This is a genomic window from Cellulosimicrobium marinum (assembly GCF_020551945.1).
In the GTDB taxonomy this organism is placed as follows: Bacteria; Actinomycetota; Actinomycetes; order Actinomycetales; family Cellulomonadaceae; genus Cellulosimicrobium; species Cellulosimicrobium marinum.
In genome coordinates, this window is record NZ_JAJBZH010000002.1 from 417,391 (window position 1) to 439,668 (window position 22,278).

At 74.7% G+C, this 22,278-nt stretch carries 24 protein-coding genes; 12 read left to right on the forward strand and 12 right to left on the reverse strand.

The genetic code is table 11. The annotated features are described in order from the left end of the window. Positions 1-14 precede the first annotated feature (14 nt). Positions 15-980, reverse strand: coding sequence for a WXG100 family type VII secretion target (locus LGQ04_RS05730; protein ID WP_229242739.1), 966 nt, complete (start codon positions 978-980; stop codon positions 15-17). A 146-nt stretch (positions 981-1,126) separates the two neighbouring features. Here LGQ04_RS05730 and LGQ04_RS05735 point away from each other — a divergent pair, with 146 nt between their 5' ends. Further along, entirely contained in the window at positions 1,127-1,627 is a 501-nt protein-coding gene (locus LGQ04_RS05735) for a heme-degrading domain-containing protein (RefSeq protein ID WP_229242740.1), read from the forward strand. A gap of 12 nt (positions 1,628-1,639) precedes the next feature. On the opposite strand, the gene LGQ04_RS05740 is transcribed toward LGQ04_RS05735, so the two are convergent. Both LGQ04_RS05740 and LGQ04_RS05745 read right to left on the reverse strand, forming a co-directional pair. Beyond that, complete coding sequence (locus LGQ04_RS05740) at positions 1,640-2,611, reverse strand: hypothetical protein (protein WP_229242741.1); 972 nt, start codon at positions 2,609-2,611, stop codon at positions 1,640-1,642. A 44-nt stretch (positions 2,612-2,655) separates the two neighbouring features. Then, positions 2,656-3,936, reverse strand: a complete 1,281-nt coding sequence (locus LGQ04_RS05745; protein WP_229242742.1) for an exonuclease domain-containing protein — start codon at positions 3,934-3,936, stop codon at positions 2,656-2,658. A gap of 228 nt (positions 3,937-4,164) precedes the next feature. Here LGQ04_RS05745 and LGQ04_RS05750 point away from each other — a divergent pair, with 228 nt between their 5' ends. The 5 genes from LGQ04_RS05750 (at position 4,165) to LGQ04_RS05770 (ending at position 8,990) form a co-directional block, all read left to right on the forward strand. Then, positions 4,165-5,142, forward strand: a complete 978-nt coding sequence (locus tag LGQ04_RS05750) for a carbohydrate ABC transporter permease (protein ID WP_372469973.1) — start codon at positions 4,165-4,167, stop codon at positions 5,140-5,142. After that, complete coding sequence (locus LGQ04_RS05755) at positions 5,139-5,981, forward strand: carbohydrate ABC transporter permease (protein WP_229242743.1); 843 nt, start codon at positions 5,139-5,141, stop codon at positions 5,979-5,981. Before LGQ04_RS05750 ends, LGQ04_RS05755 begins: the two co-directional genes overlap by 4 nt. Before the next feature lie 101 nt (positions 5,982-6,082). Continuing rightward, complete coding sequence (locus LGQ04_RS05760; protein WP_229242744.1) at positions 6,083-7,444, forward strand: ABC transporter substrate-binding protein; 1,362 nt, start codon at positions 6,083-6,085, stop codon at positions 7,442-7,444. After that, the gene (locus LGQ04_RS05765; RefSeq protein ID WP_229242745.1) at positions 7,441-8,199 is read left to right on the forward strand and encodes a glycerophosphodiester phosphodiesterase; all 759 of its coding nucleotides are present in this window, start codon (positions 7,441-7,443) and stop codon (positions 8,197-8,199) included. Before LGQ04_RS05760 ends, LGQ04_RS05765 begins: the two co-directional genes overlap by 4 nt. Positions 8,200-8,327: 128 nt before the next feature. After that, complete coding sequence (locus LGQ04_RS05770; RefSeq protein WP_229242746.1) at positions 8,328-8,990, forward strand: NAD(P)H-binding protein; 663 nt, start codon at positions 8,328-8,330, stop codon at positions 8,988-8,990. Between the two features lie 77 nt (positions 8,991-9,067). Here LGQ04_RS05770 and LGQ04_RS05775 read toward each other — a convergent pair whose 3' ends face one another. The 6 genes from LGQ04_RS05775 to LGQ04_RS05800 all read right to left on the reverse strand — a co-directional run bounded on the left by LGQ04_RS05775 (position 9,068) and on the right by LGQ04_RS05800 (position 15,786). Beyond that, positions 9,068-10,837, reverse strand: a complete 1,770-nt coding sequence (locus LGQ04_RS05775; protein ID WP_229242747.1) for a M28 family peptidase — start codon at positions 10,835-10,837, stop codon at positions 9,068-9,070. A 133-nt stretch (positions 10,838-10,970) separates the two neighbouring features. Continuing rightward, complete coding sequence (locus LGQ04_RS05780) at positions 10,971-11,393, reverse strand: PASTA domain-containing protein (RefSeq protein WP_229242748.1); 423 nt, start codon at positions 11,391-11,393, stop codon at positions 10,971-10,973. Between the two features lie 129 nt (positions 11,394-11,522). Beyond that, on the reverse strand, positions 11,523-12,839 hold the full coding sequence (locus LGQ04_RS05785) for an NAD(P)/FAD-dependent oxidoreductase (protein ID WP_229242749.1): 1,317 nt from the start codon (positions 12,837-12,839) through the stop codon (positions 11,523-11,525). A 247-nt stretch (positions 12,840-13,086) separates the two neighbouring features. Continuing rightward, positions 13,087-14,895: an AMP-binding protein gene (locus tag LGQ04_RS05790; RefSeq protein ID WP_267494537.1), complete on the reverse strand. Its 1,809-nt coding sequence runs from the start codon at positions 14,893-14,895 to the stop codon at positions 13,087-13,089. 35 nt (positions 14,896-14,930) lie between these two features. After that, positions 14,931-15,245 carry a hypothetical protein gene (locus LGQ04_RS05795; RefSeq protein ID WP_229242751.1) on the reverse strand — a complete coding sequence of 105 codons (315 nt, stop codon included), beginning with the start codon at positions 15,243-15,245 and terminating at the stop codon, positions 14,931-14,933. A gap of 7 nt (positions 15,246-15,252) precedes the next feature. Next, positions 15,253-15,786, reverse strand: a complete 534-nt coding sequence (locus tag LGQ04_RS05800) for a hypothetical protein (RefSeq protein ID WP_229242752.1) — start codon at positions 15,784-15,786, stop codon at positions 15,253-15,255. Between the two features lie 164 nt (positions 15,787-15,950). Here LGQ04_RS05800 and LGQ04_RS05805 point away from each other — a divergent pair, with 164 nt between their 5' ends. The 3 genes from LGQ04_RS05805 to LGQ04_RS05815 all read left to right on the forward strand — a co-directional run bounded on the left by LGQ04_RS05805 (position 15,951) and on the right by LGQ04_RS05815 (position 18,098). Next, complete coding sequence (locus LGQ04_RS05805; protein ID WP_229242753.1) at positions 15,951-17,039, forward strand: C2 family cysteine protease; 1,089 nt, start codon at positions 15,951-15,953, stop codon at positions 17,037-17,039. Positions 17,040-17,044: 5 nt separating this feature from the next. Beyond that, positions 17,045-17,308 carry a hypothetical protein gene (locus tag LGQ04_RS05810; protein WP_229242754.1) on the forward strand — a complete coding sequence of 88 codons (264 nt, stop codon included), beginning with the start codon at positions 17,045-17,047 and terminating at the stop codon, positions 17,306-17,308. 70 nt (positions 17,309-17,378) lie between these two features. Beyond that, entirely contained in the window at positions 17,379-18,098 is a 720-nt protein-coding gene (locus LGQ04_RS05815; protein WP_229242755.1) for an MOSC domain-containing protein, read from the forward strand. Between the two features lie 34 nt (positions 18,099-18,132). Here the strand turns inward: LGQ04_RS05815 and LGQ04_RS05820 are convergent, their stop codons facing one another. Continuing rightward, positions 18,133-18,690, reverse strand: coding sequence for a PH domain-containing protein (locus tag LGQ04_RS05820; protein WP_229242756.1), 558 nt, complete (start codon positions 18,688-18,690; stop codon positions 18,133-18,135). A gap of 18 nt (positions 18,691-18,708) precedes the next feature. Continuing rightward, on the reverse strand, positions 18,709-19,356 hold the full coding sequence (locus tag LGQ04_RS05825) for a histidine phosphatase family protein (protein ID WP_229242757.1): 648 nt from the start codon (positions 19,354-19,356) through the stop codon (positions 18,709-18,711). A gap of 275 nt (positions 19,357-19,631) precedes the next feature. Here LGQ04_RS05825 and LGQ04_RS05830 point away from each other — a divergent pair, with 275 nt between their 5' ends. The 3 genes from LGQ04_RS05830 to LGQ04_RS05840 all read left to right on the forward strand — a co-directional run bounded on the left by LGQ04_RS05830 (position 19,632) and on the right by LGQ04_RS05840 (position 21,303). Continuing rightward, positions 19,632-20,252: a DinB family protein gene (locus LGQ04_RS05830; protein ID WP_229242758.1), complete on the forward strand. Its 621-nt coding sequence runs from the start codon at positions 19,632-19,634 to the stop codon at positions 20,250-20,252. Positions 20,253-20,291: 39 nt separating this feature from the next. Continuing rightward, the gene (locus tag LGQ04_RS05835) at positions 20,292-20,972 is read left to right on the forward strand and encodes a DsbA family oxidoreductase (RefSeq protein WP_229242759.1); all 681 of its coding nucleotides are present in this window, start codon (positions 20,292-20,294) and stop codon (positions 20,970-20,972) included. Positions 20,973-21,129: 157 nt separating this feature from the next. Further along, positions 21,130-21,303 (forward strand): hypothetical protein, encoded by a 174-nt coding sequence (locus LGQ04_RS05840; protein ID WP_229242760.1) that lies wholly within the window; start codon positions 21,130-21,132, stop codon positions 21,301-21,303. 12 nt (positions 21,304-21,315) lie between these two features. Here LGQ04_RS05840 and LGQ04_RS05845 read toward each other — a convergent pair whose 3' ends face one another. Then, positions 21,316-22,263 carry a DNA-3-methyladenine glycosylase family protein gene (locus LGQ04_RS05845; protein WP_229242761.1) on the reverse strand — a complete coding sequence of 316 codons (948 nt, stop codon included), beginning with the start codon at positions 22,261-22,263 and terminating at the stop codon, positions 21,316-21,318. Positions 22,264-22,278: the final 15 nt, after the last annotated feature.

A 22,278-nucleotide genomic window follows, 5' to 3' on the forward strand; every position in this document is an offset into this window, starting at 1 on the left:
GGTCAGGGCAGGGCTCAGCCGAACCCGAACAGTGTACGGACGGGCGAGGTGACGTCGTCGACGAAGTCGCCCGCGGCGTCGGCCACGGTCGACGCGCCCTCCGCGATGTTCGACCCGACGTCGCCGACGAACGACGTCGTGGCGTTCCACGCGTCGCTCGCCATGCCGCCGATCCACTCGGTCGTCTCCATGCCCTCGGGCGTGAGGAGGTTGAGTCCGCCCCACACGAGACCGGCGACGCCGATCCCGGCGGCGACGCCCCACCCGACCGGGTTGGACGCGAGCGCCGCGATCGCGACGGCCGTTCCGGCGCCGCCGATCGCGGTGCTGATGGCGCCGTCGGCGATGGACCAGCCGTCGCCGTCGATGATGCCGTTGATGCCCTCGGCGAGGCCGTCGGCGAGCGTGATCGCGGAGAACAGGCCGCCCGCGGCGCTGAACGCCGTGCCGAGCTTGCCCGCGTTCGCGACGAAGCCGAACTCGTCGAGCGTGGAGAGGATGAAGTCGCCGGTGCCGGCGACGATGCCGCCCCACGTCGCGGCGTCGGACACCCAGCCGGGGAGCCCGAGCCACCACTCGTCCGCCTCGCCGCCCGCACCCGGACCGCCGGGCCCTCCGGGTCCACCGGGCCCTCCGGGACCCCCGGGTCCGCCGGGACCGTACGGCCCGCCCGGTCCGAACGGGCCACCGGGGCCGAACGGTCCGCCGGAGTCGGTGCTCGACTGCTCCTGCTGGTCCGCGTCGGCCTGGAGCGTCTGCGCGTGGCCCGCGAGCATGTCCGCCACCGAGGTGAGCTGCGGGGCGAGGACCGAGTCCCACGACCCGACGAACTCCGAGCGGTCCGGCCCGGACCACGGGCTCTGCGCCACGCGCGGGCCGACGGACGTCGCGACCGCGCGCAGCGTGTCGCTCGCGGTGTCCATCTGCTGCGCGAGGGCGCGCAGGGCCGCGACGTCGGCGCCCCACATGCCTGAGCTCACGCGTCCTCCTCGTCGGCGTCGGGCGCGGGAGGCCCGCGCGGGTCGTCGGTGCCCCGTGGCCCGGGCGCCACGAGGGACACTAGCCGACGACGCCCTCCCGGCCGATGGGGAGCACTCCCCACGGACAGGCGTGCCACGATGGCGGCATGACGACGACGCCCGACGACCTCGCGTCCACCATCGCCACCGTGGAGGCGCAGGAGCGCGACCTCGTGCTCCCCGCGTTCACCCACGACGACGCGTGGCGGCTCGGCTGCCTCCTCGTCGAGCTCGCCGTCGAGCGCGAGCTGCCGGTGACGATCGACGTCCGCAAGGGCCCGCAGCAGGTGTTCCACGCGGCACGCGAGGGGACGACGCCCGACAACGACTCGTGGGTGGAGCGCAAGGTGCGGGTCGTGCAGCGGTTCGGGGCGTCGTCGTACCTCGTGGGGCTGCGCTCGAAGGCCCGGGGGACCACGTTCACGGAGCAGCACCAGCTCCCGTTGCAGGAGTACGCGGCCCACGGGGGCGCGTTCCCCGTGCGGGTCGAGGGCGTGGGCGTCGTCGGCGTGGTCACCGTGTCGGGCCTGGCGCAGGCCGACGACCACGCGCTCGTCGTCGAGGCGCTGCGCGCGTTCCTCGGGACGCCGGAGACGCTGCTCGCCTGAGGCAGGGCGCCGTCAGCCCGTGCGCCGGACCGCCCGCCGCGCCTTGCGGGCTGCGGCCGCGCGTTCCTCCGCGACGCCCAGCGCGTCGTCGGCCGCGTCCAGGACCGCCCGGGCGTCGGCGTGCGCCTCCCTGGCCTCCTCCAGCCGCGCGCGCGCCGCGTCGCGCTCGTCCGCGAGGCGCGCGAGCTCGTCCTCGATCCGTCCGAGGTCCTCCTCCGCACGCCCGACGGCGTCGCCCGCCTCGCGCGCACGGCCGTCCGCCTCATCGCGGGCCGCCTCCCGGCGGTCCACCTCCGCCGCGCTCTCCTCGACCTCGCGCTCGGCCGCCGCGAGCGGGTCGTCCGGGTCGGTCGCCGCCCCTGCGGCGGGCGCCTCCACCGCGGACCTCGGCACGTCTGCGGCGTCGTCCGCCCCGGGGCCGGCCTTCTTCGCCCGCCGCACCGTCGCGGCGCTGCGCAGCTCGACGACGTCTGCGGGCTCGCCGTCCTCGTCGAGGATCCCGAACCCGACGTGCTGCAGCGCCCGCGCGAGACGCCCGGACCGCACGAGCGCGCCGGCGTCCGCGTCCATGACGGCCGCGGTGAGCGTCTCCGCGAGACGGTCGACGGCGCTCGCGGACACCGCGCGTCCCGCGACCTCGCCCGCGTCGCGCACCTCGCGGACGAGGGCCTCGGTGCGCTCGCGGCGCAGCCGGTCGAGCGCCGTGATGCGGCCGCGGTCGCGGTCGTCCGTCGCGTCACGCAGCTCGTCGCCGATCGTCACGAGCGCGGCCACCTCGTCGGGGTGCTCGCGCGCGACCTGGTTCACCACCCACGCGGCGACGGTCGGCTTCGGCAGGCGCGCGACACGCTCCGCACCGACCGTGTCGCCCGACGCCTTGACCCGCTTCGACGCGGCGTTGCGCGCAACGACGAACTGCTCCAGCGGCAGCGCGTACAGCTCGTCGAGGACGGTGTCGACGTCGACGGGTGCGTCCGGGCTCATGGGCCCAGCCTCCCCGTTCCCGGCCCGAGGCGCAGGGGCGGGCCTCACGCCGAGCGTGACACGCCCGTGAGCAGGCGCTCGAACGCGTCCTCGGTGACCACCGGGATGCCGTACCGCCGGGCCGTGCGCGCCTTCGTCGAGAGCGTGTCGGGGTCCGCCGCGACCACGAGGCGCGTCCGCCGGGTGACGTGCGGCCACGGCGCGAGACCGGCGCCGCGCACCGCGTCCTCCCACGCCGCCCGGGTGCGGCGCATCGACCCGGTGAGGACCACCTCGTCGCCCCCCGCGAGCGTGAACCGGGACCGCTGCCCGACGGCGGGGCTCGCCTCGTCCACGAGCCGCGCCCCGAGCGCGGCGTGCGCCGCCGCGGCGACGTCGTCCGCGTCCAGGCCGAGCTGGCCGGCGGCCTCGTGCAGCACCGGGTGCGCGGCGAGCGCCTCGACGACGGCGGGTTCGTCGGGGCCGTCGTCGAGCAGGTCGCGGGCGAGCGCGGCGAGGTGGTCGCGGTGCAGCCGCTCGACGGCGTCCCGGTCGAGCCCCGAGCGTCGGGCGACGTCGAGGAGCGCCGCGCGCTCGGCGTGCGACACGTAGCCGTCGAGCAGCGCGAGGTCGAGCACGCGCAGGTACTCCGTGCCCGGTGCGGACGCGTCCGCGGTCGGGGTGGTGGGGCGGATGCCGGGCGGCGGGGTGTCGAGCGCGGCGAGCCAGTGCCCGTGCCGGCGGCTGGCGCCCCGCAGCACCGGCTCGACCGCGAGCGACGCCGGGAGGGTCCACCGCACGCCGTCGGCGGCCAGGCGGGCCGACGCCCAGCAGTCGTCGTCGCGCGCGACGTCGAGGAAGTGCCCGAGCAGCCCCGCCGTGGCGCGCGCGTCCCCGAGGGCCGAGTGGACGCCGTCGTGCACCACGCCGACGGCCGCGCAGCACGCGGCGAGGCCCCGCGACCCCGTGAGGTAGCGGCCCGCGAGCTGCTGCGTGCATAGGCACGCGACCGGGTCGATCGCGGCGACCACGCCGGCGCGGCCGAGCTCGGCGCGCAGGAAGCGGGTGTCGAACGCCGCGTTGTGCGCCACGAGCACGCGGCCCTCCAGGAGCCGGAGCAGGTCCGGGGCGACGTCGCGGAACGGCGGGGCCAGGGCCACGTCGGCGGCGGCGATGCCGTGCACGTGCTGGGGCCCGAGGTCCCGGCCGGGGTTGACGAGGGTGCACCACTCGTCCTCGACCGCACCCCGCTCGTCGACCAGGACGACCGCCGCCTCCGCGATGCGGTCGCCGAGGCGAGGGGACAACCCGGTGGTCTCGAGGTCGAGGACGGCGAATCCGGGCACGCGCCCAGTCTGCCCGATCTGCCCCGGTCCACGAGGGAACGCCCACCGGACATGGCGTCCCGGTGAAGTCCGCGACCGGCGCGATGACCGGGCGGGTGCGATCCGGTGAACGCTTCCGGAACCCTGGATCAGGCCGTGGACAAACAGGGACAAAGCGGTCGGCGCCGCTCCCTACGATGACCGAGGCCGCGAGGCCGACGACCCATCCCCGTTCGAGCGGACAACGCTGTGACCTCAGCCGACACCCTCCTGGCGCCCGGCGCGCCCACCACTCCGGCGCCCGCGCCGGTGCCACCCCCCGCGACCGGGCGACGCAGGACCCTCGGCGCCCGCCGACGTCGCACCGCGCTCCTGTGGGCGCTGCTCCTCGCCGGGCCCAACCTCGCGCTGCTGCTCGTCTTCGTGTACCGGCCGCTGCTGCAGAGCTTCTACCTGTCGACCCTCCAGTGGAACCTCGGCTCGCCCGTCGCGCGGCCCATCGGGCTCGGCAACTACGTCGAGTGGGTCACCGCGCCGTCGACCCCGACCGTGGTGACCACGACGCTCGTGTTCACCGTCGCGACCGTCGGCGGGGCGATGGTCCTCGGGCTCGGGCTCGCGATCCTCCTCGACCGCCGCCTCGTGGGCCGCGGGTTCGCGCGCACGGTCGCGTTCGCGCCCTACGTGCTCTCCGGGTTCGCCGTCGGCATCCTCTGGCTGTTCATCTTCGACCCGCGCTACGGCCTGCTCCAGGAGCTCCTCGGGCTCGTCGGCCTGCCGTCCCCGCAGTGGTACACCGAACGTCCCTGGTCCCTCGTCATGACGATCGTGGTCTACCTGTGGAAGAACCTCGGCTACGTCGCCCTCATCTACCTCGCCGGCCTCCAGTCGGTCCCGAAGGACCTCAAGGACGCCGCCGCGCTCGACGGCGCGTCGTCGGCCCGCACGCTCCGCTCGATCGTGCTGCCGCTCCTCACGCCGACCACGTTCTTCCTCCTCGTGACGATGCTGCTCAGCTCGCTGCAGTCGTTCGACATCATCAAGGCGATGACGCAGGGCGGCCCGCTCGGCTCCACGACGACGCTCATGTACTCGATCTACGAGGAGAGCTTCGTCAACGGCCGCGCGGGCTACGCGTCCGCCGTCGCGACCGTGCTGTTCCTCGTGCTGCTCGTGGTGACGGCGGTGCAGATGCGGTTCGTCCAGCGGAAGGTGCACTACTCATGAGCGTCGCCACGTCCCGTCGTCCGCTCCGGCTGCCCGTCGGCAGCTACCTCGTCATGGCCCTCGCGACCGTGGCCCTCGGGCTCCCGCTCGTGTGGATGGCCCTCGCCAGCCTCAAGACGCCGGACGAGCTGTACCAGCTCCCGCTGCAGTGGCTCCCCGGGCAGGTGAACCTCGACAATTACGCGCAGGCGGCCGAGTCGATCCCGCTCGGCCGGCTGCTCATGAACAGCGTCGGGCTGACGGTCGTCGGCGCCGGGCTCAAGGTCGTACTCGGCCTGTGCTGCGCGTACGCGCTCGTGTTCCTCGACTTCCCGTTCAAGAAGGTCGTGTTCGGGCTGGTCATCGCGACGCTCATGATCCCGCCGCAGATCACGATCATCCCCAACTACACCCTCGTCGCGAGCCTCGGCTGGCTCAACACGTACCAGGGCATCCTCGTCCCCGGCCTCGCGAGCGCGTTCGGCACGTTCCTCTTCCGCCAGCACTTCCTCACGCTGCCGCGCTCGATCCTCGAGGCCGCCGAGCTCGACGGCGCCGGCCACTGGCGCACGCTCTGGCGGTTCGTCGTGCCGATGAGCACCCCGACCGTCGCAGCCGTGGCGCTCGTGTCCGTCGTCACCGAGTGGAACGACTACCTGTGGCCGTTCCTCGTCGTCGACGACCCGGACAAGATGACGCTGCCCGTCGGCCTCACCCTGCTGCAGAACATCGACGGGATGACGAACTGGGGCGTGCTGCTCGCCGCGACCGTCGTCGTGACCCTGCCGATCCTCCTCGTCTTCCTCGTGCTGCAGCGCCGGCTCGTCGCCGGCCTCACCGCGGGAGCCGTCACCGGCTGACCCCGCCCCGGACCCGCGCCCGGCGTCGTCGGGCGCTCCCGCTCGGACCCCGAGCACCCGAACCGCGCACCGACCCCGGTGCACGACCCGAAGGAGCACCTGTGTCCCACCGTCCCGCCCGGCGCGCGTCGCGCCGGTACGCTGCCGCCGCGCTCACGGCCGTCGCCGCCCTCACCGTCACCGCGTGCGCGGGCCCGAGCGTCGGCTCGACCGGCGGCTCCGACGAGGCGAGCGACGAGGCGACCGACTGGTCGTCCGTCGAGCCGGCGTCCGAGATCACCTGGTGGAGCAACCACCCGGGCCAGTCGCAGGAGATCGAGCAGCAGATCATCGACGCCTTCGAGGCCGAGACCGGCATCGGCGTGGAGCTCGTCACCGCCGGCGCGAACTACGACGAGGTAGCCCAGCGCTTCCAGGCCGCGTCGCAGACCGACGAGATGCCCGACGTCGTCATCGCCTCCGACGTCTGGTGGTTCCGCTACCACCTCAACGACCAGATCCTGCCGCTCGACGACGTCCTGGAGCACCTCGACGCCGACGCGGAGGACTTCCAGCCCGCGCTCTACGCCGACTACGAGTACGAGGACCAGCACTGGGCCGTGCCGTACGCGCGCTCGACGCCGCTGTTCTACTACAACAAGGACCTGTGGACCGCCGCCGGCCTGCCCGACCGCGGCCCCGAGACGTGGGCCGAGCTCGAGGAGTGGGACGCGTCGCTGAGCACCCAGGTGCCCGAGGGCGGCTCGACGTTCGGCCTCTCCACCGGCCCGTCCTGGGGCGCGTGGTGGTTCGAGAACATGATCTGGGGCCAGGGCGGGGCGTACTCCGACGGCTTCGACCTCACCCTCGACACCGAGGAGTCGGTCGCGGGCGGCCAGTTCCTCCACGACCTGTTCCACGACTCGGGTGTCGCGACGCTCTCCGCCGACGACGCGATGGCGGACTTCGCCTCCGGGCTCATCGCCTCGACGATCGGGTCGACCGGCTCGCTCAAGGGCGCGCTCGACGCGGCCCCGTTCGAGGTCGGCACGGCCTACCTGCCCGACGGCCCGCAGGGCGGCGGCACGCCGACCGGCGGCACCGGCGTCGCGATCTCCTCGTCGAGCACGCCCGAGGAGCAGCTCGCGGCCGCGATGTTCCTCGAGTTCCTCACGAGCACCGAGAACACGGCGACCTTCTCCCAGGGCACCGGGTACATGCCCGTGCGGACCTCCGCGGTCGAGAGCGACACCATGACGGCGATCTACGAGCAGACGCCGCAGTTCCGCACCGCCGTCGACCAGCTCGCCGACAAGGCGCGCATCCAGGACGACGTGCGCGTGTTCGTCCCCGGAGCCGACGCCCTCCTCAACGACGCGATCGAGCAGATCGTCATCGAGGGCACCGACCCGGCCGCAGCCTTCGAGTCGATCGCGCCGCAGATCGAGCGCGCGTACGAGGAGAACGTGGAGCCGTACCTGTGAGCCGGCCCCGCGTCGTCGCGCATCGCGGCAACAGCGCGGTCGCCCCGCAGAACACCCTCGCCGCCTTCGAGGCGGCGTGGCGGGCGGGCGCGGACAGCATCGAGATCGACGTGCAGCTCACCGGCGACGGCGAGGTCGTCGTCATCCACGACGACACCGTGGACGCCACGACGGACGGCACGGGCGCGCTCGCGGGGCTCGGTCTCGCGGACGTGCGCGCGCTCGACGCGGGCTCGTGGTTCTCGCCCGCGTTCGCGGGGCAGCGCGTCCCGACGTTCGCCGAGGTGGTCGACCTCCTGCTCTCCCGGCCCGGCGTCGACCTGCTGCTCGAGGTGAAGGGGTCGTGGACCACGGAGCAGGTGCGCAAGGTCACCGAGCCGCTGCGGGCGGCCGGGCTGACCGACCGGGTGATCGGGCAGAGCTTCTGGCCCGAGACCGTCGCCGCGCTCGCCGAGGCCGACCCGGAGCTGCGTCGCGGACTGCTGGTGGTGGAGGTCGGCGACGACCTGCTCGACCGCTGCGCCGAGCTCGGCGTCGTGACGTGCAACCCGGTCGGCACCCTGCTCGTCGAGCAGCCCGACCTGGTCGACCGTCTGCACGCCGCCGGCCTCCAGGTCACGGTGTGGACCCTGAACGAGCCGGAGCACTGGGACGCCGCCGTGCGCCTCGGCGTCGACGGCGTGATCACCGACCGGCCGGACCGGCTCGCGGGCTGGATCGCCGCCCGGGCCGGGGCGCTCGTCCCCACCGCCTGACGACCGACGACGACGGCGTCGCCCCACGAGGGGCGGCGCCGTCACCGTCGGGCACGGCGTCCGGCTGGCGTCGTGCCCGACGTCGGGCCACGGTGGACCCGGACGGACCGCCGACGGAAGGACAGCTCATGAAGGTCGTCGTCATCGGAGCGCACGGCAAGGTGGGCCGCGTGCTCCTGCCGATCCTCGCCGAGCACGGGGACGAGGTCGCCGGGGTCGTCCGGCGGGAGGAGCAGCTGCCGCTCGTGCGCGACCTCGGCGGCGAACCGGTGCTCCTCGACGTCGAGCACGCGTCGACCGAGCAGATCGCCGACGCCGTGCGCGGGTACGACGCCGTCGTGTGGACCGCGGGCGCGGGCGGCGGGGACCGCGACCGCACCTACGCCGTCGACCGGGACGCCGCCGTCCGGGCGGTCGACGCCGCGACGTCCGCCGGGGTCGGCCGGTTCGTCCTCGTCTCCTGGATCGGGTCGGTGCCCGACCACGGGGTCCCGGAGGACTCGTCGTTCTTCGCCTACGCCGACGCGAAGCTCGCGGCCGACGACCACCTGCGCGCCACCGACCTGGAGTGGACCGTCCTCGGACCGGGCACGCTCACCGACGACGCCCCCACCGGCGCCGTCGACGTGCTCGCGGAGGACGCCGAGACCCCGCAGGGCGCGGCGTCGCAGGTGTCGCGCGCGGACGTCGCGATGGTCGTCGCGCAGACGCTCCGCACGCCCGCGACCGTGGGCCGCTTCGTCCGGTTCACCGCCGGGGACGCGCCGATCCTCGAGGCGCTCGACCGGTAGGACCACGCGCCGAACCCCGGGTCGTTCGGCAGGAACGGTGCGTCCTGCCGAACGACCCGGGGTTCGGCGGCCTCAGGTCAGCCGCAGGTGATCGCGTCGAACGGCACCTCGTACACCTGGTGGCGGGGGTCGCCGTCGTTCCACACGTACGCGCTGACCGTCGCCGTGCCGGCCTCCACCGACGCGGCACGCGTGTTGAACGCCTGGTAGGCGTTGGAGCCCGACGCCTCCTTCGTGAACTTCTTCTCCCCGAACGCCGTCCTGATCCGGACGTCCGCCCAGCCCGTCTCGTCGTTCGTCGCCCGCACCGCCACGTACGCCGTGCCGTTCAGGCACCGCGCCTGCGCCGTGAGGTTCGTCAGCTCCGGGTTCCCGGCGCCGTTCACCGCGAACGTGTCGTCCGCGAGCGCCGCGACCGCGTGCCCGATCGCGCGCGACATGATGTCGAGCGCGGTGGGGTCGACGTTGTCGATCGTGTCCTGCGGCGAGTGGTAGTTCGGGTCGTAGAAGATGCCCTCCGTGCCGCCGAACAGCGCGACCTCCTCGGCGGTCTTCGAGCCGTCCGCACCGGTGAACAGGCCCGACGCGGGGACGCCGTTGGCGATGAACGCCTGGTAGTCCGAGCGGCCCGAGAACTGGGTGTCGACCCACGGCTGGTCGATCGAGTCGAAGTAGTCGGTGAAGACGTCCTCCGTCTGGGCCGACCCCTCGGGGATCGGCACGCCCGCGGGCGGCGGGTACGTCGACTGGTCGGCGTCGTACACGCCGATGATGTAGTTCGGCGACCCCACCATGTCGAAGTTCAGGTAGGTCGCGATGTCGTCGAGCGCGGCGGGGTCGTTCGCGGCGAGGTCGTCGACGTAGTGCGTCGACCCGATCAGCCCGACCTCCTCCGCGCCCCACCACGCGAAGCGCACCGCGTTGTCCGGCCAGCCGTCGGCCTCCGCGGCCGCCGCGAGCTGGACCGCGACCTCGAGGATCGCCATCGACCCCGACCCGTTGTCGTTGATGCCCGCGCCGTCCTCGACGCTGTCGAGGTGCGCACCCGCCATGACGACGTTGTTCGCCCGCCCGCCCGGCGTCTGCGCGAGGACGTTGAACGTCTCGAACTCCTCGACGTGCGACTGGTAGTCGTACGTGGCCTCGGGCGTCGCGCCACCCGCGAGGGCCGCGAGGACCTCCTGCCCGGCGGCCTGCGTGATGCCGACCGTCGGGGCCCACGCGGGGCTCTCCGCGCCGAGCGTCGGGTTCAGGGCGCCGTTCGTGTTGTTGTAGAGGACGACGGCGGCCGCACCCGCGCCCGCGGCGACCTGCACCTTCTGGGCGAACGGGCACGAGCCACGGCTCACGAGCGCGACCGCGCCGTCGGCGTCCACCCCGTCCCAGTCCGCGGCGACGCACCCGTGCCGCAGGGCGTCGACGGGCTGCACGACCGGGCCGGTCACGCCGTCGTCCGGGGTGTCGGGGGCGAACTCCGCCGGGTACACGTCCTCCGTCACCTCGACGCCCGCGACGGTGAGCGAGAGGTCGTCCACCACGAGGTCCTCGAAGGTGAAGTACTGCCGCTCGGGCGTGTACCCCGCCGCGGTCAGGGCGTCCTCGACGTACTGCGCGCTCGCCTCGTACCCCGGCGTCTCCAGGGCACGGTTGCCGCCGTTCGCGTCGGCGATGCCCTGCAGGTCCACCAGACGGTCCATGACCGCGTCACCGGTGACGAGGTCCTCGAGGGGGAGCGGGTCGGCGGCGCTGCGGACGGCTCCGGGTGCTGCACCCACGGGTGCGGCGGTCATGACGGCGAGCACGAGGCTCGCGGCGGCTGCGGACGGGACGAACGAACGTGGTCTCACGCATCCTCCTCGGCAGTGGCCCCCGCCGGCCCTCCCGGTGGTGGCGGGAGCAGCCGAGTCGCACACGAGACGCGACGCTGCGAAGACCCGTGTGGAGGTGAGCCTAGGCGCCCGGGGGCAGACCGTCGAGAGGTCAGGGGCAGAGGCGGGCTTCCGGGGCGGCGGCAAGGACGACCTCGGCGGACGCGAGCACGAACGTGCCCGCCGCGGGGTTCGTCGAGCACACGGTCCACCGGGGCGCCGTCGTGCGCAGCGTCGTCCCGTGGCGCGCGTCGACGAGGCGGACGTGCGTCGCGCCTGCGCGGTCGAGCGTGCGGCGCGCCTCGGCGACGGGGCGTTCGGCGAGCCGGGGCATCGACAGTCCCGGCTCGATGGTGACGCCGACGTCGATCCCCGCGGACCCGCCGTGCCCGGGCGGGTCGGCCGGACCGGTGGACGGCTCGGCGGTGGGCGACGTGGTGCTCGTCGGGCCGGGCGTCGGTCCGGCGGTCGGCGACCCCGGGTCGCCGGGGACCTTGCAGGCCCCGAGCAGGCTGAGGGTGACGACGGTCGTCACGACCGCTCCGCCACGACGCACGACGTACCGCACGTGCTGCCCCCCGATCGTCGGGCGCGACCCCCTGTCGCGCCGTCCTCGCCGAGCCTACGACACGGACCGCGCACGCGGGCGTCCACGTCGGTGGGTTCAGGGGGACTCGTCCGCGATGTCGGAATGATTCGCCCCGGCAATCTTCTTGGGGGGCCGGATGGTCGGCACGTCACCCACGATCGGGATGGGTCGGCGGTGGAACGGGAACCCGTACCGCGTCACCAGTCCCGCGAGCGTCGTGAGCCGGTTGCGGGGCCCGATCAGCCCCATGATGTGGACGAACAGCCACGCGAGCCACGCCACCCCGCGCGTCAGGCGCACCCGCCCCACGACCTCCGCGACGGCCGCACGACGACCGATGACGGCCATGGTGCCCTTGTCGAAATAGCGCAGGGCCGTCGTCGGGCGGCCCGCGACGAGAGCGCGCACGTTGCGCCCGACCTGCGCACCGGACTGGATCGCCGGCTGCGCGAGCTGCGGCAGGCCCGCGGGGGAGACGGCGATGTCGCCCGCCGCGAACACCCCGGGCAGGCCCTCGACCTGCAGGTCGTCGCCGACGACGACGCGCCCGCCCTCCCCGCGCGGCAACCCCCAGTCGTCGACCTCCTCGTGCGGGTGCACCCCCGCCGACCAGATCGTCAGGTCCGAGCGGATACGCGTGCCGTCCGTCAGCACCACGGCGTCCGGCAGGACCTCCGAGACACCGGCACCCAGATGCAGCCCGACGTGCCGCCGGCGCAGCTCGTCCGCGGCGTACCGGCGCAGCGCCGGGTGGAACGTCTTGAGCACCTCCGGCCCGCGCTGGACGATCTTCACCTCGAACGCGTCACCGTGGATCTCGGGGTACGACGGCCGCAGCCCCGCCGTCCGCAGCTCGGCGAGCGCACCCGCGACCTCGACGCCCGTCGCGCCGCCCCCCACGACGACGACACGCAGCCCGTCGTCCGTGCCCGGCGTGGAGGCCGCCTTCTCCAGACGGATGAACAACGTGTCACGGATGCGCATCGCCTGGGACCGCGAGTACATCGGGAACGAGTTCTCCTTGGCGCCCGGCGTGCCGAAGAAGTTCGCCGAGACACCGTTGGCGAGCACGAGGTAGTCGTAGTCCACCCACTCGTCGTTGAGCAGACGGATCCGGCGGTTCTCGTGGTCGACGCCGACGAGGTGCTCGTGCACGACCCGCACGTTCTTCTGCCTCAGGCGCAGCCCCCGCAGGAAGTAGGTGACGTCACCGGGATTCAGGCCACCCGTCGCGACCTGGTACAGCAGCGGCTGGAACGTGTTGTAGACGCGCCGGTCCACGAGCGTGATCCGCACGGGGTCCTTCGCGAGCTCCTTCACGACGGCGAGACCGGCGAACCCCGCACCGACCACCACGACGTGGGGCAGGGCGGGCGGCGTGGGGTCGGGCACGCCGCCAGGTTACCGGCGGGCCGTGCGGCTGGCGCGGTGGTGGGTGAGGGAGGACCGTGGTTGCGCGAGGGAGAACCGGGGTTGGCCGAGGGAGAACCGTGGTCGTGACGAGCGCAGGTCGGGCGGCCGCGCCGGGTCTACCATCCGCGCCGCTCGTTCCTCGCGTCGCTCCCGCCAGACCCGCCACGACCCGGCACAGCCGCCCGACCTGAGCTCGAGCGTGGGCGCACCTCGACGGACGCCGGTTCTACCTCGCGGTCGCCCGGTCGGGGCGGTCAGGGCGGTGGTGCTCGACGTCGTCGCGTCCGAGGAGGTCGTCGCGGACCGTGCGGCGCAGCACCTTGCCGATCTGCGAGCGGGGAAGGTCGGGCACGACGGCGAGCGCGCGCGGCAGGGCGTACCGGGCGAGACGACGCTCGCCCCACTCGCGGACCGCGGCGAGGTCGACGCGCGGGGGCGCGGGGGCGCCGTCGGGCCCGTCGTCGTCGAGGACGACGACCGCCGCGACGCGCTCGTCGGAGCCCGCACCGGGCAGGCCGACGACGGCGACGTCGCGCACCCCCGGCATGTCCCGCAGGTGGTCCTCCACCTGCGAGGGGTACACCTTGAAACCGCCGGTGACGATCATCTCCTTGATGCGGTCCACGAGCGTGACCGTGCCGGCGTCGGGCCCCTCCAGGGGCACCTCGACGACGTCGCCCGTGCGCAGCCAGCCGCCGTCGAGGAGCTGCTGGGCGGTCTCGTCGGGCCGGTTCCAGTAGCCGGCGAACACCTGGGGGCCGCGCACGAGGAGCTCGCCCCGCACGGTGGGGACGCCGTCGTCGCCCGGGGTGGGCTCGGCGTCGTGCAGGTCGCCCGTGTCGAGCGCGTCGGGGTCGACGACGCGCACGTCGGTGCTCGGGAACGGCAGCCCGAGGGTGCCGGGCCGGCGGTCGTCGGAGCACGGGTTGCCGAGGGAGATCGGCGACGTCTCCGTCATCCCGTACCCCTCGATGAGCAGGCCGCCGGTCGTGTCCTCCCACCGGGAGGCCGTCTCGGCGGTGATGGGCATGGCACCCGCGAACGCGAGGCGGATCGAGGTCAGGTCGGTCCGGGCGTCGGAGGCGGCGGTGACGATGCGGTCGAACATCGGTGCGACGCCCGGCAGGAACGTCGCCGGGCGGCGTGCCTGCGCGGCGACGAACGCGTGGGCGTCGAACGTCGGGAACGCGACGAGCGTCGCGCCGATCCGTGCCGGGAGCGTGAGGCAGAACGTCAGGCCGAACGCGTGGAAGAACGGCAGCACGCCGTAGACCGTCTCCTCGCCCTCGGTGAACGACGCCCACGCCTGGCCCTGCACGACGTTCGCCACGAGGTTGCGGTGCGTGAGGACCGCGCCCTTCGGCGTGCCCGTGGTGCCACCGGTGTACTGGACGAGCGCGACGTCGTCGGCGTCCGGGAGCGGCAGCGTCGGGGGCAGGCGGCGCGCCCGGGCCACGAGGCGGTGCCAGTCCGCGACGCCCGCGGGGACGGGTCCGCGCAGCGCGTCGCGCTGGGCGCGGGCGCGGGCGACGGGCAGCCGCAGCGCGAGGCGCGACGAGCGGGGCAGGTCCCGTGCGAGGTCGACGGCGACGACGGTGCGCAGGGCGGGCGCGTCCGCGCGGGCGTCGAGCACGGCGGGGACGGCCTTCGTCCACGCGAGCGCGACGACGGCGCCCGAGTCCGCGAGCTGGTGCCCCAGCTCCGTGGCCGTGTACGTGGGGTTGTGCTCGACGACGACGGCGCCGAGCCGCAGCGTCGCGTAGAACGCCACGACGTGCGCGGTGCCGTTCGGCAGCACGAGCGCGACCCGGTCCCCGCGACGCACGCCGAGGTCGTGCAGGGCGCTCGCGGCACGCTCCACCTCGGCGGCCAGGTGCGCGTACGTGGTGGTGGCGCCGAAGAAGTCGACGGCGACGCGCTCGGGCCAGCGCGCGGCCGCGCGCCGCAGCGCGGCCGGGACGGGCTCGTCGGGGATCTTCACGTCGGCCGGGACGCCCGGCGCGTACCGGGCGGTCCAGGGCCGGGTCGCGAGCAGGTTCACCCCGCCACCGTAACCTACGGTTGCGTAGGTTATGTGTCGCCCGGGTGACCAGGCGGTCGGACCGGGCGCCACCGCGCGCCCATCCTGCGCGCCACCGACGTGCCCGACGTCGCGGCCAGCCCCCGCACCGCCGTCACCACTACCCCTGCTACCTCGCGCGCCGCGTCGTCGCCGTCCGCGAGGAAGCGCACCGTGACGCGGGCCTCCCCGCGCACCACCCCGACGTCGTACGCCTCGACCGTCGTGCGCACGCGCGCCGCCTCCACCGCGGCGGGCAGCACCGCCACCGGGTCCGCACCCGGGCGCAGCAGCCCCACGGCGAGGGACACGCGGTACGACGTCACGCGACCCTCACGTCCCGGCGAGCGCCGGGCCGTCGCAGGGCGAGGCGTCCACGGGCCCGCGCAGGCCGACGCGTGCGGTCGCGCCGTCGACCGTGACGGTGAGGAGCCACCCGGCCGCGTCCTGCGCCTCGACGACGACGTCGCCGCCGTGCTCGGTGTCGTGCGGCCCGGTGGCCGGGTCGAAGCCGTGGGCGTCGAGCACGTCCGCGAGCGCGTCCGGCACGTCGTCGAGCGCGGCGACGGCCGTGGCGGGGTCGACGTCGGCGCGGGCCTCCGGCAGCACCACCGAGCACGTGCCGTCGGGCTGCGCGCTGAGCTCGGGGCCGTCCGGCCCGACGGTCGAGGCGTCGGCCCACGCCGCGTCGGGGAGGACGGGGCCCAGGGCGTCGAGGGCGTCGGCCCGCAGGTCCGTGTAGGCGGGGAGCGCGTCGGCGGGCGCCGGGGGCGGGGCGGTGGGCACGTCGTCGGCGGTGCAGCCCCCGAGGGCGACCGTGCCGACGAGGGCGCCGGCGAGCGTGACGAGGACCGCGGACCTGCGCATGGATCTCCCCCTCCGGCGGCGCGGCGCCGCCCGGCGTGGACGGTACCACCGGGCGGCGGCCGGTGGATGGGGAGCGCGCCCCTGGCCGCGGGGTCGTCGACCCGCTAACGTCACGCCCGGTCGGCACGTGGACGAGCCGGTCGGCGGGTGGACGAGGGGGACGGATGGGCGGCATGTACGGGGCGGATGTCGCGGCGCTGCGCGAGCTCGGGGGCCGGGTGGCGACGGCGGGCGGTGCGCTGGCGCAGGCGCGGGGCGAGATCGACGCGCGCCTCGCGTCGTGCGGGTGGCACGGCGCGGACGGCGACGCGTTCCGGCAGGACTGGGCCTCGACGCTCGGCCCGCGGCTCGCCGCGGCAGCGCTCCTCCTGGAGGAGGCGGCGACGGCGCTGCGCCGCGACGCCGACCAGCAGGAGGGCGCGAGCACCGACGGCGGTGGGCCCGGTGGCGCCCCGGGTGCCGGGGACCGCGGGGCGCCGGGCGGGGACCGCAGCACGCCGGACGGCGACCGGCCCGGCGACCCCGGCCTCACCGACGGCCTGGGCGAGTACGACGAGGAGAACCCGGTGGGCGACCTCCCGCTGGACGACGCCGCCGTGGACCCGGACCAGATCAAGCAGGGGCAGCTCGGCGACTGCTGGCTGCTCGCCGGTCTCGGCGCGATCGCGCACGACGACCCGGGCTTCTTCCGCGAGCACATGGTGCGCAACGAGGACGGCACGTGGACCGTGACGATGTACGACGACGGCGAGCCCGTGGAGATCACGGTCGAGCCGACGATCCCGGAGAACGGCGTGCGCGACCCCGACGGGGACCCGAACTGGGCGTCGATCTACGAGAAGGCGGCGGCCGAGTACTTCGGCGGCGACTACGCCGACCTCGACGGTGGCTTCACGAGCGACGCGTTCGAGGCGATCACGGGGGCGCAGGCCGACCGCAGCGGCGAGCTGGACCTCGCGGAGATCCAGGACCGTCTCGCCGACGGGCCCGTCGCCGTCGGCACGGAGGACGACGACGCGTTCTGGTTCTGGGAGGACGAGGTCGACGACTCGCGGATCGTGCCCAACCACGCGTACGTCGTGGACGAGGTGCGGGAGGTCGACGGCGAGCTGAAGATCCACGTCGTCAACCCGTGGGGGCCTGACGGCGGGTCGCTCGACGGGGAGAACAAGGTCGGCGACCTGTGGCTCACCGAGGCGGAGTACCAGGCGAACTTCGACTCCGTGTACTCCGTCCCGTCGACGAAGGGCTGACCGCGATGACTCAGGAGACGACCACCGCCGCGCAGGGCGAGCAGCCGACGTTCGCGGGCGTGCGCGTCGGGGTGATGCGCGTGGGGGTGCGCGGCGACCGGGCGCGGGTCCAGCTCGCGGTGCGCAGCCCGCACCGTCAGGACGTCGTGGTGGTGGACCGCGGCGGCAGCGTGGACCTGCACGGCGCGGGGACGCTGCACGTGGACGCGGTCGACGGGGTCGAGGGGAGCTCGCGCGGCACGGTGACGTTCACGTTCGAGCCGGCGTGACCGACAGGACCGCCACGAGGGCCAGGAGAATCACCGTGTCCGCGACCCGACGTGCTGCGACAATCCGAGGATGACCACCGCCGCCCCCGCCACCGAGCTCGCGTCCTCCGCCCTCACGGGCACCCTCCTCGCCGTCTGCCGCGTCCACGGTCTCCTGCCCGACGCGGGGACGGTCGGCGTGACGGCCATCGACAAGCGGCCCGTCGACGGGCCGGTCAAGGCGCGACGTCTCGGCCTGTACGCCGACGTCCAGGCGGACCGCGCCAACCACGGCGGTGCCGACCAGGCCGTGTACGCGTACGGGCAGGACGACGCCGACTGGTGGGCCGGCGAGCTCGGGCGCGACGTCCCTCCGGGCCTGTTCGGGGAGAACCTGCGCGTGCAGGGGATCCCGGTGAGCGGCGCCCTCGTCGGCGAGCGGTGGTCGGTCGGGACGGCGCTGCTCGAGGTGACCCAGCCCCGCACCCCGTGCGCGACGTTCGCCCGTCGCCTCGACGAGGCCGGATGGGTCAAGCGGTTCACGGTGGCGAACCGGACCGGGGCCTACCTGCGGGTCGTGCGGCCGGGCGAGGTGCGCGCCGGTGACACGGTCACCGTCTGCTACCGGCCGGAGCACGGGGTCGGTCTCGCGGACTGGTTCGGCGCGTGGACGACGCGCGGTGCCGACCCGGCGCGGGCGGCCGGGCTCGCGCAGGCGCTGCTCGCGGCGCACCTCGGCGGCGACGTGACCCTCACCGACGAGATGCTCGCCCGCGCCGAGACCGCCGCGGGCCGCCGCATCGAGGACTGACGCGCTCGGCGTCTGCGGACGACGCCGGTCGCGGTCAGCGTCCGGCGCGCGGCACCCGGGGGGCGCGCGGACCGCGCGGCGGCTCGTTCGGCGGCCACTCGCCGTCGTCCGAGCCGTCGTCCGCGCTGAAGAGCAGGTCGTGCAGGCGCACCTGTACGTCCTCGACGTCCGGGACGTCGTGCAGCTCCAGGCCGGGCTTGTCCGTCGCGTCCGAGATGACGAGGGTGCCGCACCCGAAGAGCCGGTCGATCGGGCCCTTCTCGTAGTTGACGTCGTTGATGCGGTAGAGCGGGATGTCACGGCCCGTGCGCGTGACGATCCCCGAGCGCATCGCGATGCGCTTGTTCGTCACCGTGTACTCCGTGGTGCGCCAGCGCAGCCACGGCACCCCGACCCAGATCACCGCCGCGACGACCGCGACACCGACGGCGGCCCAGCGCGCCACGTCGTCCGGCACGAGCAGCAGCGCGACGACCGCCCCCGCGACGAGGAGCACCAGCAGGACGAGCGGCCAGAACAGCGCCTTCGCGTGCTCCTTGAGCTCCATGACGACGTGCTCGCCCTCGGTGAGGTGCTTCTCGCTCAGACCCATGGGCGACATCGTGCCACCTCAGCCCGTCGGCGGGAGGTTCCACCCCTCGATCGTGCGCAGCCCGTGACCGAACCCCAGCAGGCAGACCGTCGCGGTGCCCAGCTCCAGGCGCGCACCCAGCGCGGGCTCGATCCCGAGCCACACCGTCGCGAGGACGCGCAGCACGTGGCCGTGGGCGAACAGCACGACGTCCCCGCCGTCGCGCAGCGCGGGCTCCACCCGCCCGACGACGCGCGCGCACCGTGCGGCGACGTCGTCCAGGCCCTCGCCCCGGTGCCCGTCCGGGGACGTCAGGACGTTCACCCCGTCGCGGAAGAGGAGCCAGTCCCGCCCGAGGGCCGCGGACACCTCCGGCGTCGTGCGCCCCTCGACGGGGCCGTAGTCCCACTCGACCAGGTCGTCGTCCGTCGTCGCCCCCGGGTAGCCGGCGAGGTCGGCCGTGCGCCGCGCACGCTGCCGCGGGCTGGCGAGCACGACGGCGGGGCGTCGCCCCCGCGCGTCGGCCCACCGCTGCAGCCACACGCCCGCCGTGACGGCCTGCTGCTCGCCCGCGACGGTGAGGGGCACGTCGGTGCGGCCGGTGTGCCGACCCGTCGCGCTCCACTCCGTCTCCCCGTGGCGCACGAGCACGAGCTGCGGGTCGGGTGCGGTGTCCGGGACGCTCATGCCGGGGCCTTCCTGCGGGGGAGCGGTACCCCAGCAGGATCACCCGGGCCCCCGCGCGGCGCGCGGCGAGCGGTCCGGGGAGGCTCGGGGGGACGAGCTCAGTCGGCGACGCCGTCCACGCCGTTGATCGCGAGGAACACGACGAGGGCGCCGAGCAGCACGACGGCGAAGGCCGTCGCGACGAGGAGGACGGTTCGGGGGCGCACGCGCACGGGGAGCTCCGGGGGTCGGTGTGGGTCGGTCCCCCTAGTGTCACCCGGAGGAGGTGGTCCACGATGCCGGAGAGCGGAACCACGCAGCGGTACGGCAGCCCGGAGTTCGACTGGTCGATCCTCGCCGAGCCGACGGCGCTCGCGGTGGTGCGCGGTCAGCTCGGCTTCTCCTGGCTCGTCCTCGCGGAACGGCTCGCGACGCTGACGCAGGGCGAGATGGACCACGAGCCCGGACCGGGCGCCCTGCGCGTGGTCCGGCGCGGCGAGGAGCGCTCGCCCCGCACGCTCGGTCCCGGCGAGTGGGTCATGGAGTGGCCGGCGGAGCCCGACTCGCCACAGCCCCGCACGATCGGGTGGCTCGTCGCGCACCTCACCGAGGCGTTCGCCGAGCGGTGGGAGTGGACGTTCGGCGAGCACGCCACCCGGCGTGACGGCGTGCCGCTCTCGGGCGACGTCGACGAGGCCGTGGCCGGGCTACGGGACGTCGTGGAACGGTGGCGCGCCGCCGTCGACGCCCTGCCCGAGGACCAGACCTTCACCGTCGGGCTGAGCCAGGCGACGGAGATCGACGCGCAGTCGCCGTTCGCCCACCTCGTGGCGCACATGAACCGCGAGCTCATCCACCACGGCGCGGAGATCATGGTGCTGCAGGACCTCCACCGCGCGTCCGACGTCACACGCTGACGCGGAATCCGCGACGCGCGGCGGCGGTTGTCACCTCACATGACCCAGACCCCCGCTGCGGAGACCGTGAAGATCGACGTCTGGTCCGACGTCGCGTGCCCCTGGTGCTACGTCGGCAAGCGCCGCCTCGAGACCGCGCTCACCCGGCTCGCGGACGCCGGCTTCGCCCACCCCGTCGAGATCGAGTACCACTCGTTCGAGCTCGCCCCGGACACCCCGGTCGACTTCGACGGCACGGAGGTCGACTTCCTCGTGGGGCACAAGGGCATGCCGCGCGAGCAGGTCGAGCGGATGCTGGACCAGATGACGCAGCTCGCCGCGGCCGAGGGCCTCGCGTACGACTTCGACGCGCTGCGCCACACGAAGACCCTCACCGCCCACGAGCTGCTGCACCACGCGAAGGCTCACGGGCGCCAGGTCGAGATGAAGGAGCGCCTGCTCAAGGCGTACTTCGAGGAGGGCGCGCACGTCGGCCGCCTCGACGTGCTCGCCGACCTCGCCGCCGAGGTGGGCCTCGACCGCGACGAGACGGTGGCCGTGCTGGAGGACGGCCGGTACGCCGACGCCGTGCGGGCCGACGTCGACCAGGCGCGCGCCTACGGCATCACCGGCGTCCCGTTCTTCGTCGTCGACGGGCGGTACGGGGTCTCAGGCGCGCAGGACCCGGCGGTGTTCGTCCAGGTGCTCGAGCAGGCCGTCGCCGAACGCGACGTCGCCTGAGGCGAGCCGGCAGGTGCGCGACCTATCTCACACTCGGCCCGGTAGCCGTGCGACTGCGTATCACGGAGACTGGGGGAATCGTCGACACCGCGGCGAGGCCCGCGACGCAGCCGGCCCACGCGCACCGGCGCACGTGCCACCCACGAGGAGGACTCCCATGACGGACACCACCCTGTTCCACTCGATCGCCAACCCCCGCCGCACGACGCTCATGAGCGTCTCCGCCGCGGACGCCGCCGCCCCGCACCGCGAGACCGCGCCCGCGCTGACGATGGTCGGCAGCGACGACGCGGGCACCTGCGCCGACGGGACCTGCGCCCTCCCCGACTGACCGGGCAGCGGGTCAGTTCCCGCGGTGGTCCTGGATCGACAGCTTCGGTCCCCGGCGCGGGGGCCTGGCCCGCCCCGAGATCTCCAGCAGCCGCACGACGCGGTAGCGGTGCGGGCTGAACGGGGCGAGGAGCTCGAGCATCCGCTCGTCGTCGACGCGCTCGCCGACGAGCGCCCAGCCCACCGCCTTCGACAGGTGGTAGTCCCCGACGGACACGGCGTCGGCGTCGCCGAGCGCGCGCTGCGCCACCTCGGCCGCCGTCCACACCCCCACCCCGGGCACGACGCGCAGCCGCGCGTGCGCCGCGGCGGCGCCCTGGGCGTCGAGCACGTCCGCGCACTCCTCCAGCCGGCGCGCGACGCGCGCCGCCGCGACGACCGTGCGGGCCCGGCCCGGGTCCACCCCGGCCCGGTGCCAGTCCCAAGACGGCACGCCCGCCCACGTCGCGGCGTCGGGCACGACGAGCATCCCCGCCTCCCCGGCGGGTCCGGGCGCGGGCTCGCCGTAGCGGCGCAGCAGCCAGGCCCACGACCGCCACGCCGCGACCGACTGCACGCGCTGCTCGAGGACCGCGGGTACGAGAGCCTCGAGGACGCGGCCCGTGCGCGGGATCCGCAGCCCGGGCGAGCGCCGGTGGGTGTCGCGCACCTGCGGGGGAGGGGCGAACCCCTCGTCGTCGTCCTGCTCACCGAGCAGGTGCGGGAGCCCGTCGAGGGTCTCCTGCGCGCCCGGGCCCCACGCGTGGCACACGACCTCCGAGGGCCCGGCCTGGACGAGGCGGCACGTCACGGGCCCGGAGTCCGCGCGGCTCGTGCGCCACACCTCGCCGGACGGGGTGCGACGGAACGTCGGGTCGTAGGGTCCGCGCGCGAGGCGCGCGAGGGTCAGCCCGAGGTCGAGCGGTCGAGCCGACGTCAGCCGCCGCGCCGTCGGCGGGGCGGTGCTCGGCAGGACGGTCACCCGACCATCGTCGCA

Coding starts and splice junctions, on each gene's coding strand:
- LGQ04_RS05820 (WP_229242756.1), bottom strand. CDS start 18,690: ATGGGTCTGAGCGAGAAGCACCTCACCGAGGGCGAGCACGTCGTCATG.
- LGQ04_RS05740 (WP_229242741.1), bottom strand. CDS start 2,611: ATGAGCCCGGACGCACCCGTCGACGTCGACACCGTCCTCGACGAGCTG.
- LGQ04_RS05815 (WP_229242755.1), top strand. CDS start 17,379: ATGACCACCGCCGCCCCCGCCACCGAGCTCGCGTCCTCCGCCCTCACG.
- LGQ04_RS05840 (WP_229242760.1), top strand. CDS start 21,130: ATGACGGACACCACCCTGTTCCACTCGATCGCCAACCCCCGCCGCACG.
- LGQ04_RS05735 (WP_229242740.1), top strand. CDS start 1,127: ATGACGACGACGCCCGACGACCTCGCGTCCACCATCGCCACCGTGGAG.
- LGQ04_RS05755 (WP_229242743.1), top strand. CDS start 5,139: ATGAGCGTCGCCACGTCCCGTCGTCCGCTCCGGCTGCCCGTCGGCAGC.
- LGQ04_RS05810 (WP_229242754.1), top strand. CDS start 17,045: ATGACTCAGGAGACGACCACCGCCGCGCAGGGCGAGCAGCCGACGTTC.
- LGQ04_RS05830 (WP_229242758.1), top strand. CDS start 19,632: ATGCCGGAGAGCGGAACCACGCAGCGGTACGGCAGCCCGGAGTTCGAC.
- LGQ04_RS05825 (WP_229242757.1), bottom strand. CDS start 19,356: ATGAGCGTCCCGGACACCGCACCCGACCCGCAGCTCGTGCTCGTGCGC.
- LGQ04_RS05805 (WP_229242753.1), top strand. CDS start 15,951: ATGGGCGGCATGTACGGGGCGGATGTCGCGGCGCTGCGCGAGCTCGGG.
- LGQ04_RS05770 (WP_229242746.1), top strand. CDS start 8,328: ATGAAGGTCGTCGTCATCGGAGCGCACGGCAAGGTGGGCCGCGTGCTC.
- LGQ04_RS05835 (WP_229242759.1), top strand. CDS start 20,292: ATGACCCAGACCCCCGCTGCGGAGACCGTGAAGATCGACGTCTGGTCC.
- LGQ04_RS05800 (WP_229242752.1), bottom strand. CDS start 15,786: ATGCGCAGGTCCGCGGTCCTCGTCACGCTCGCCGGCGCCCTCGTCGGC.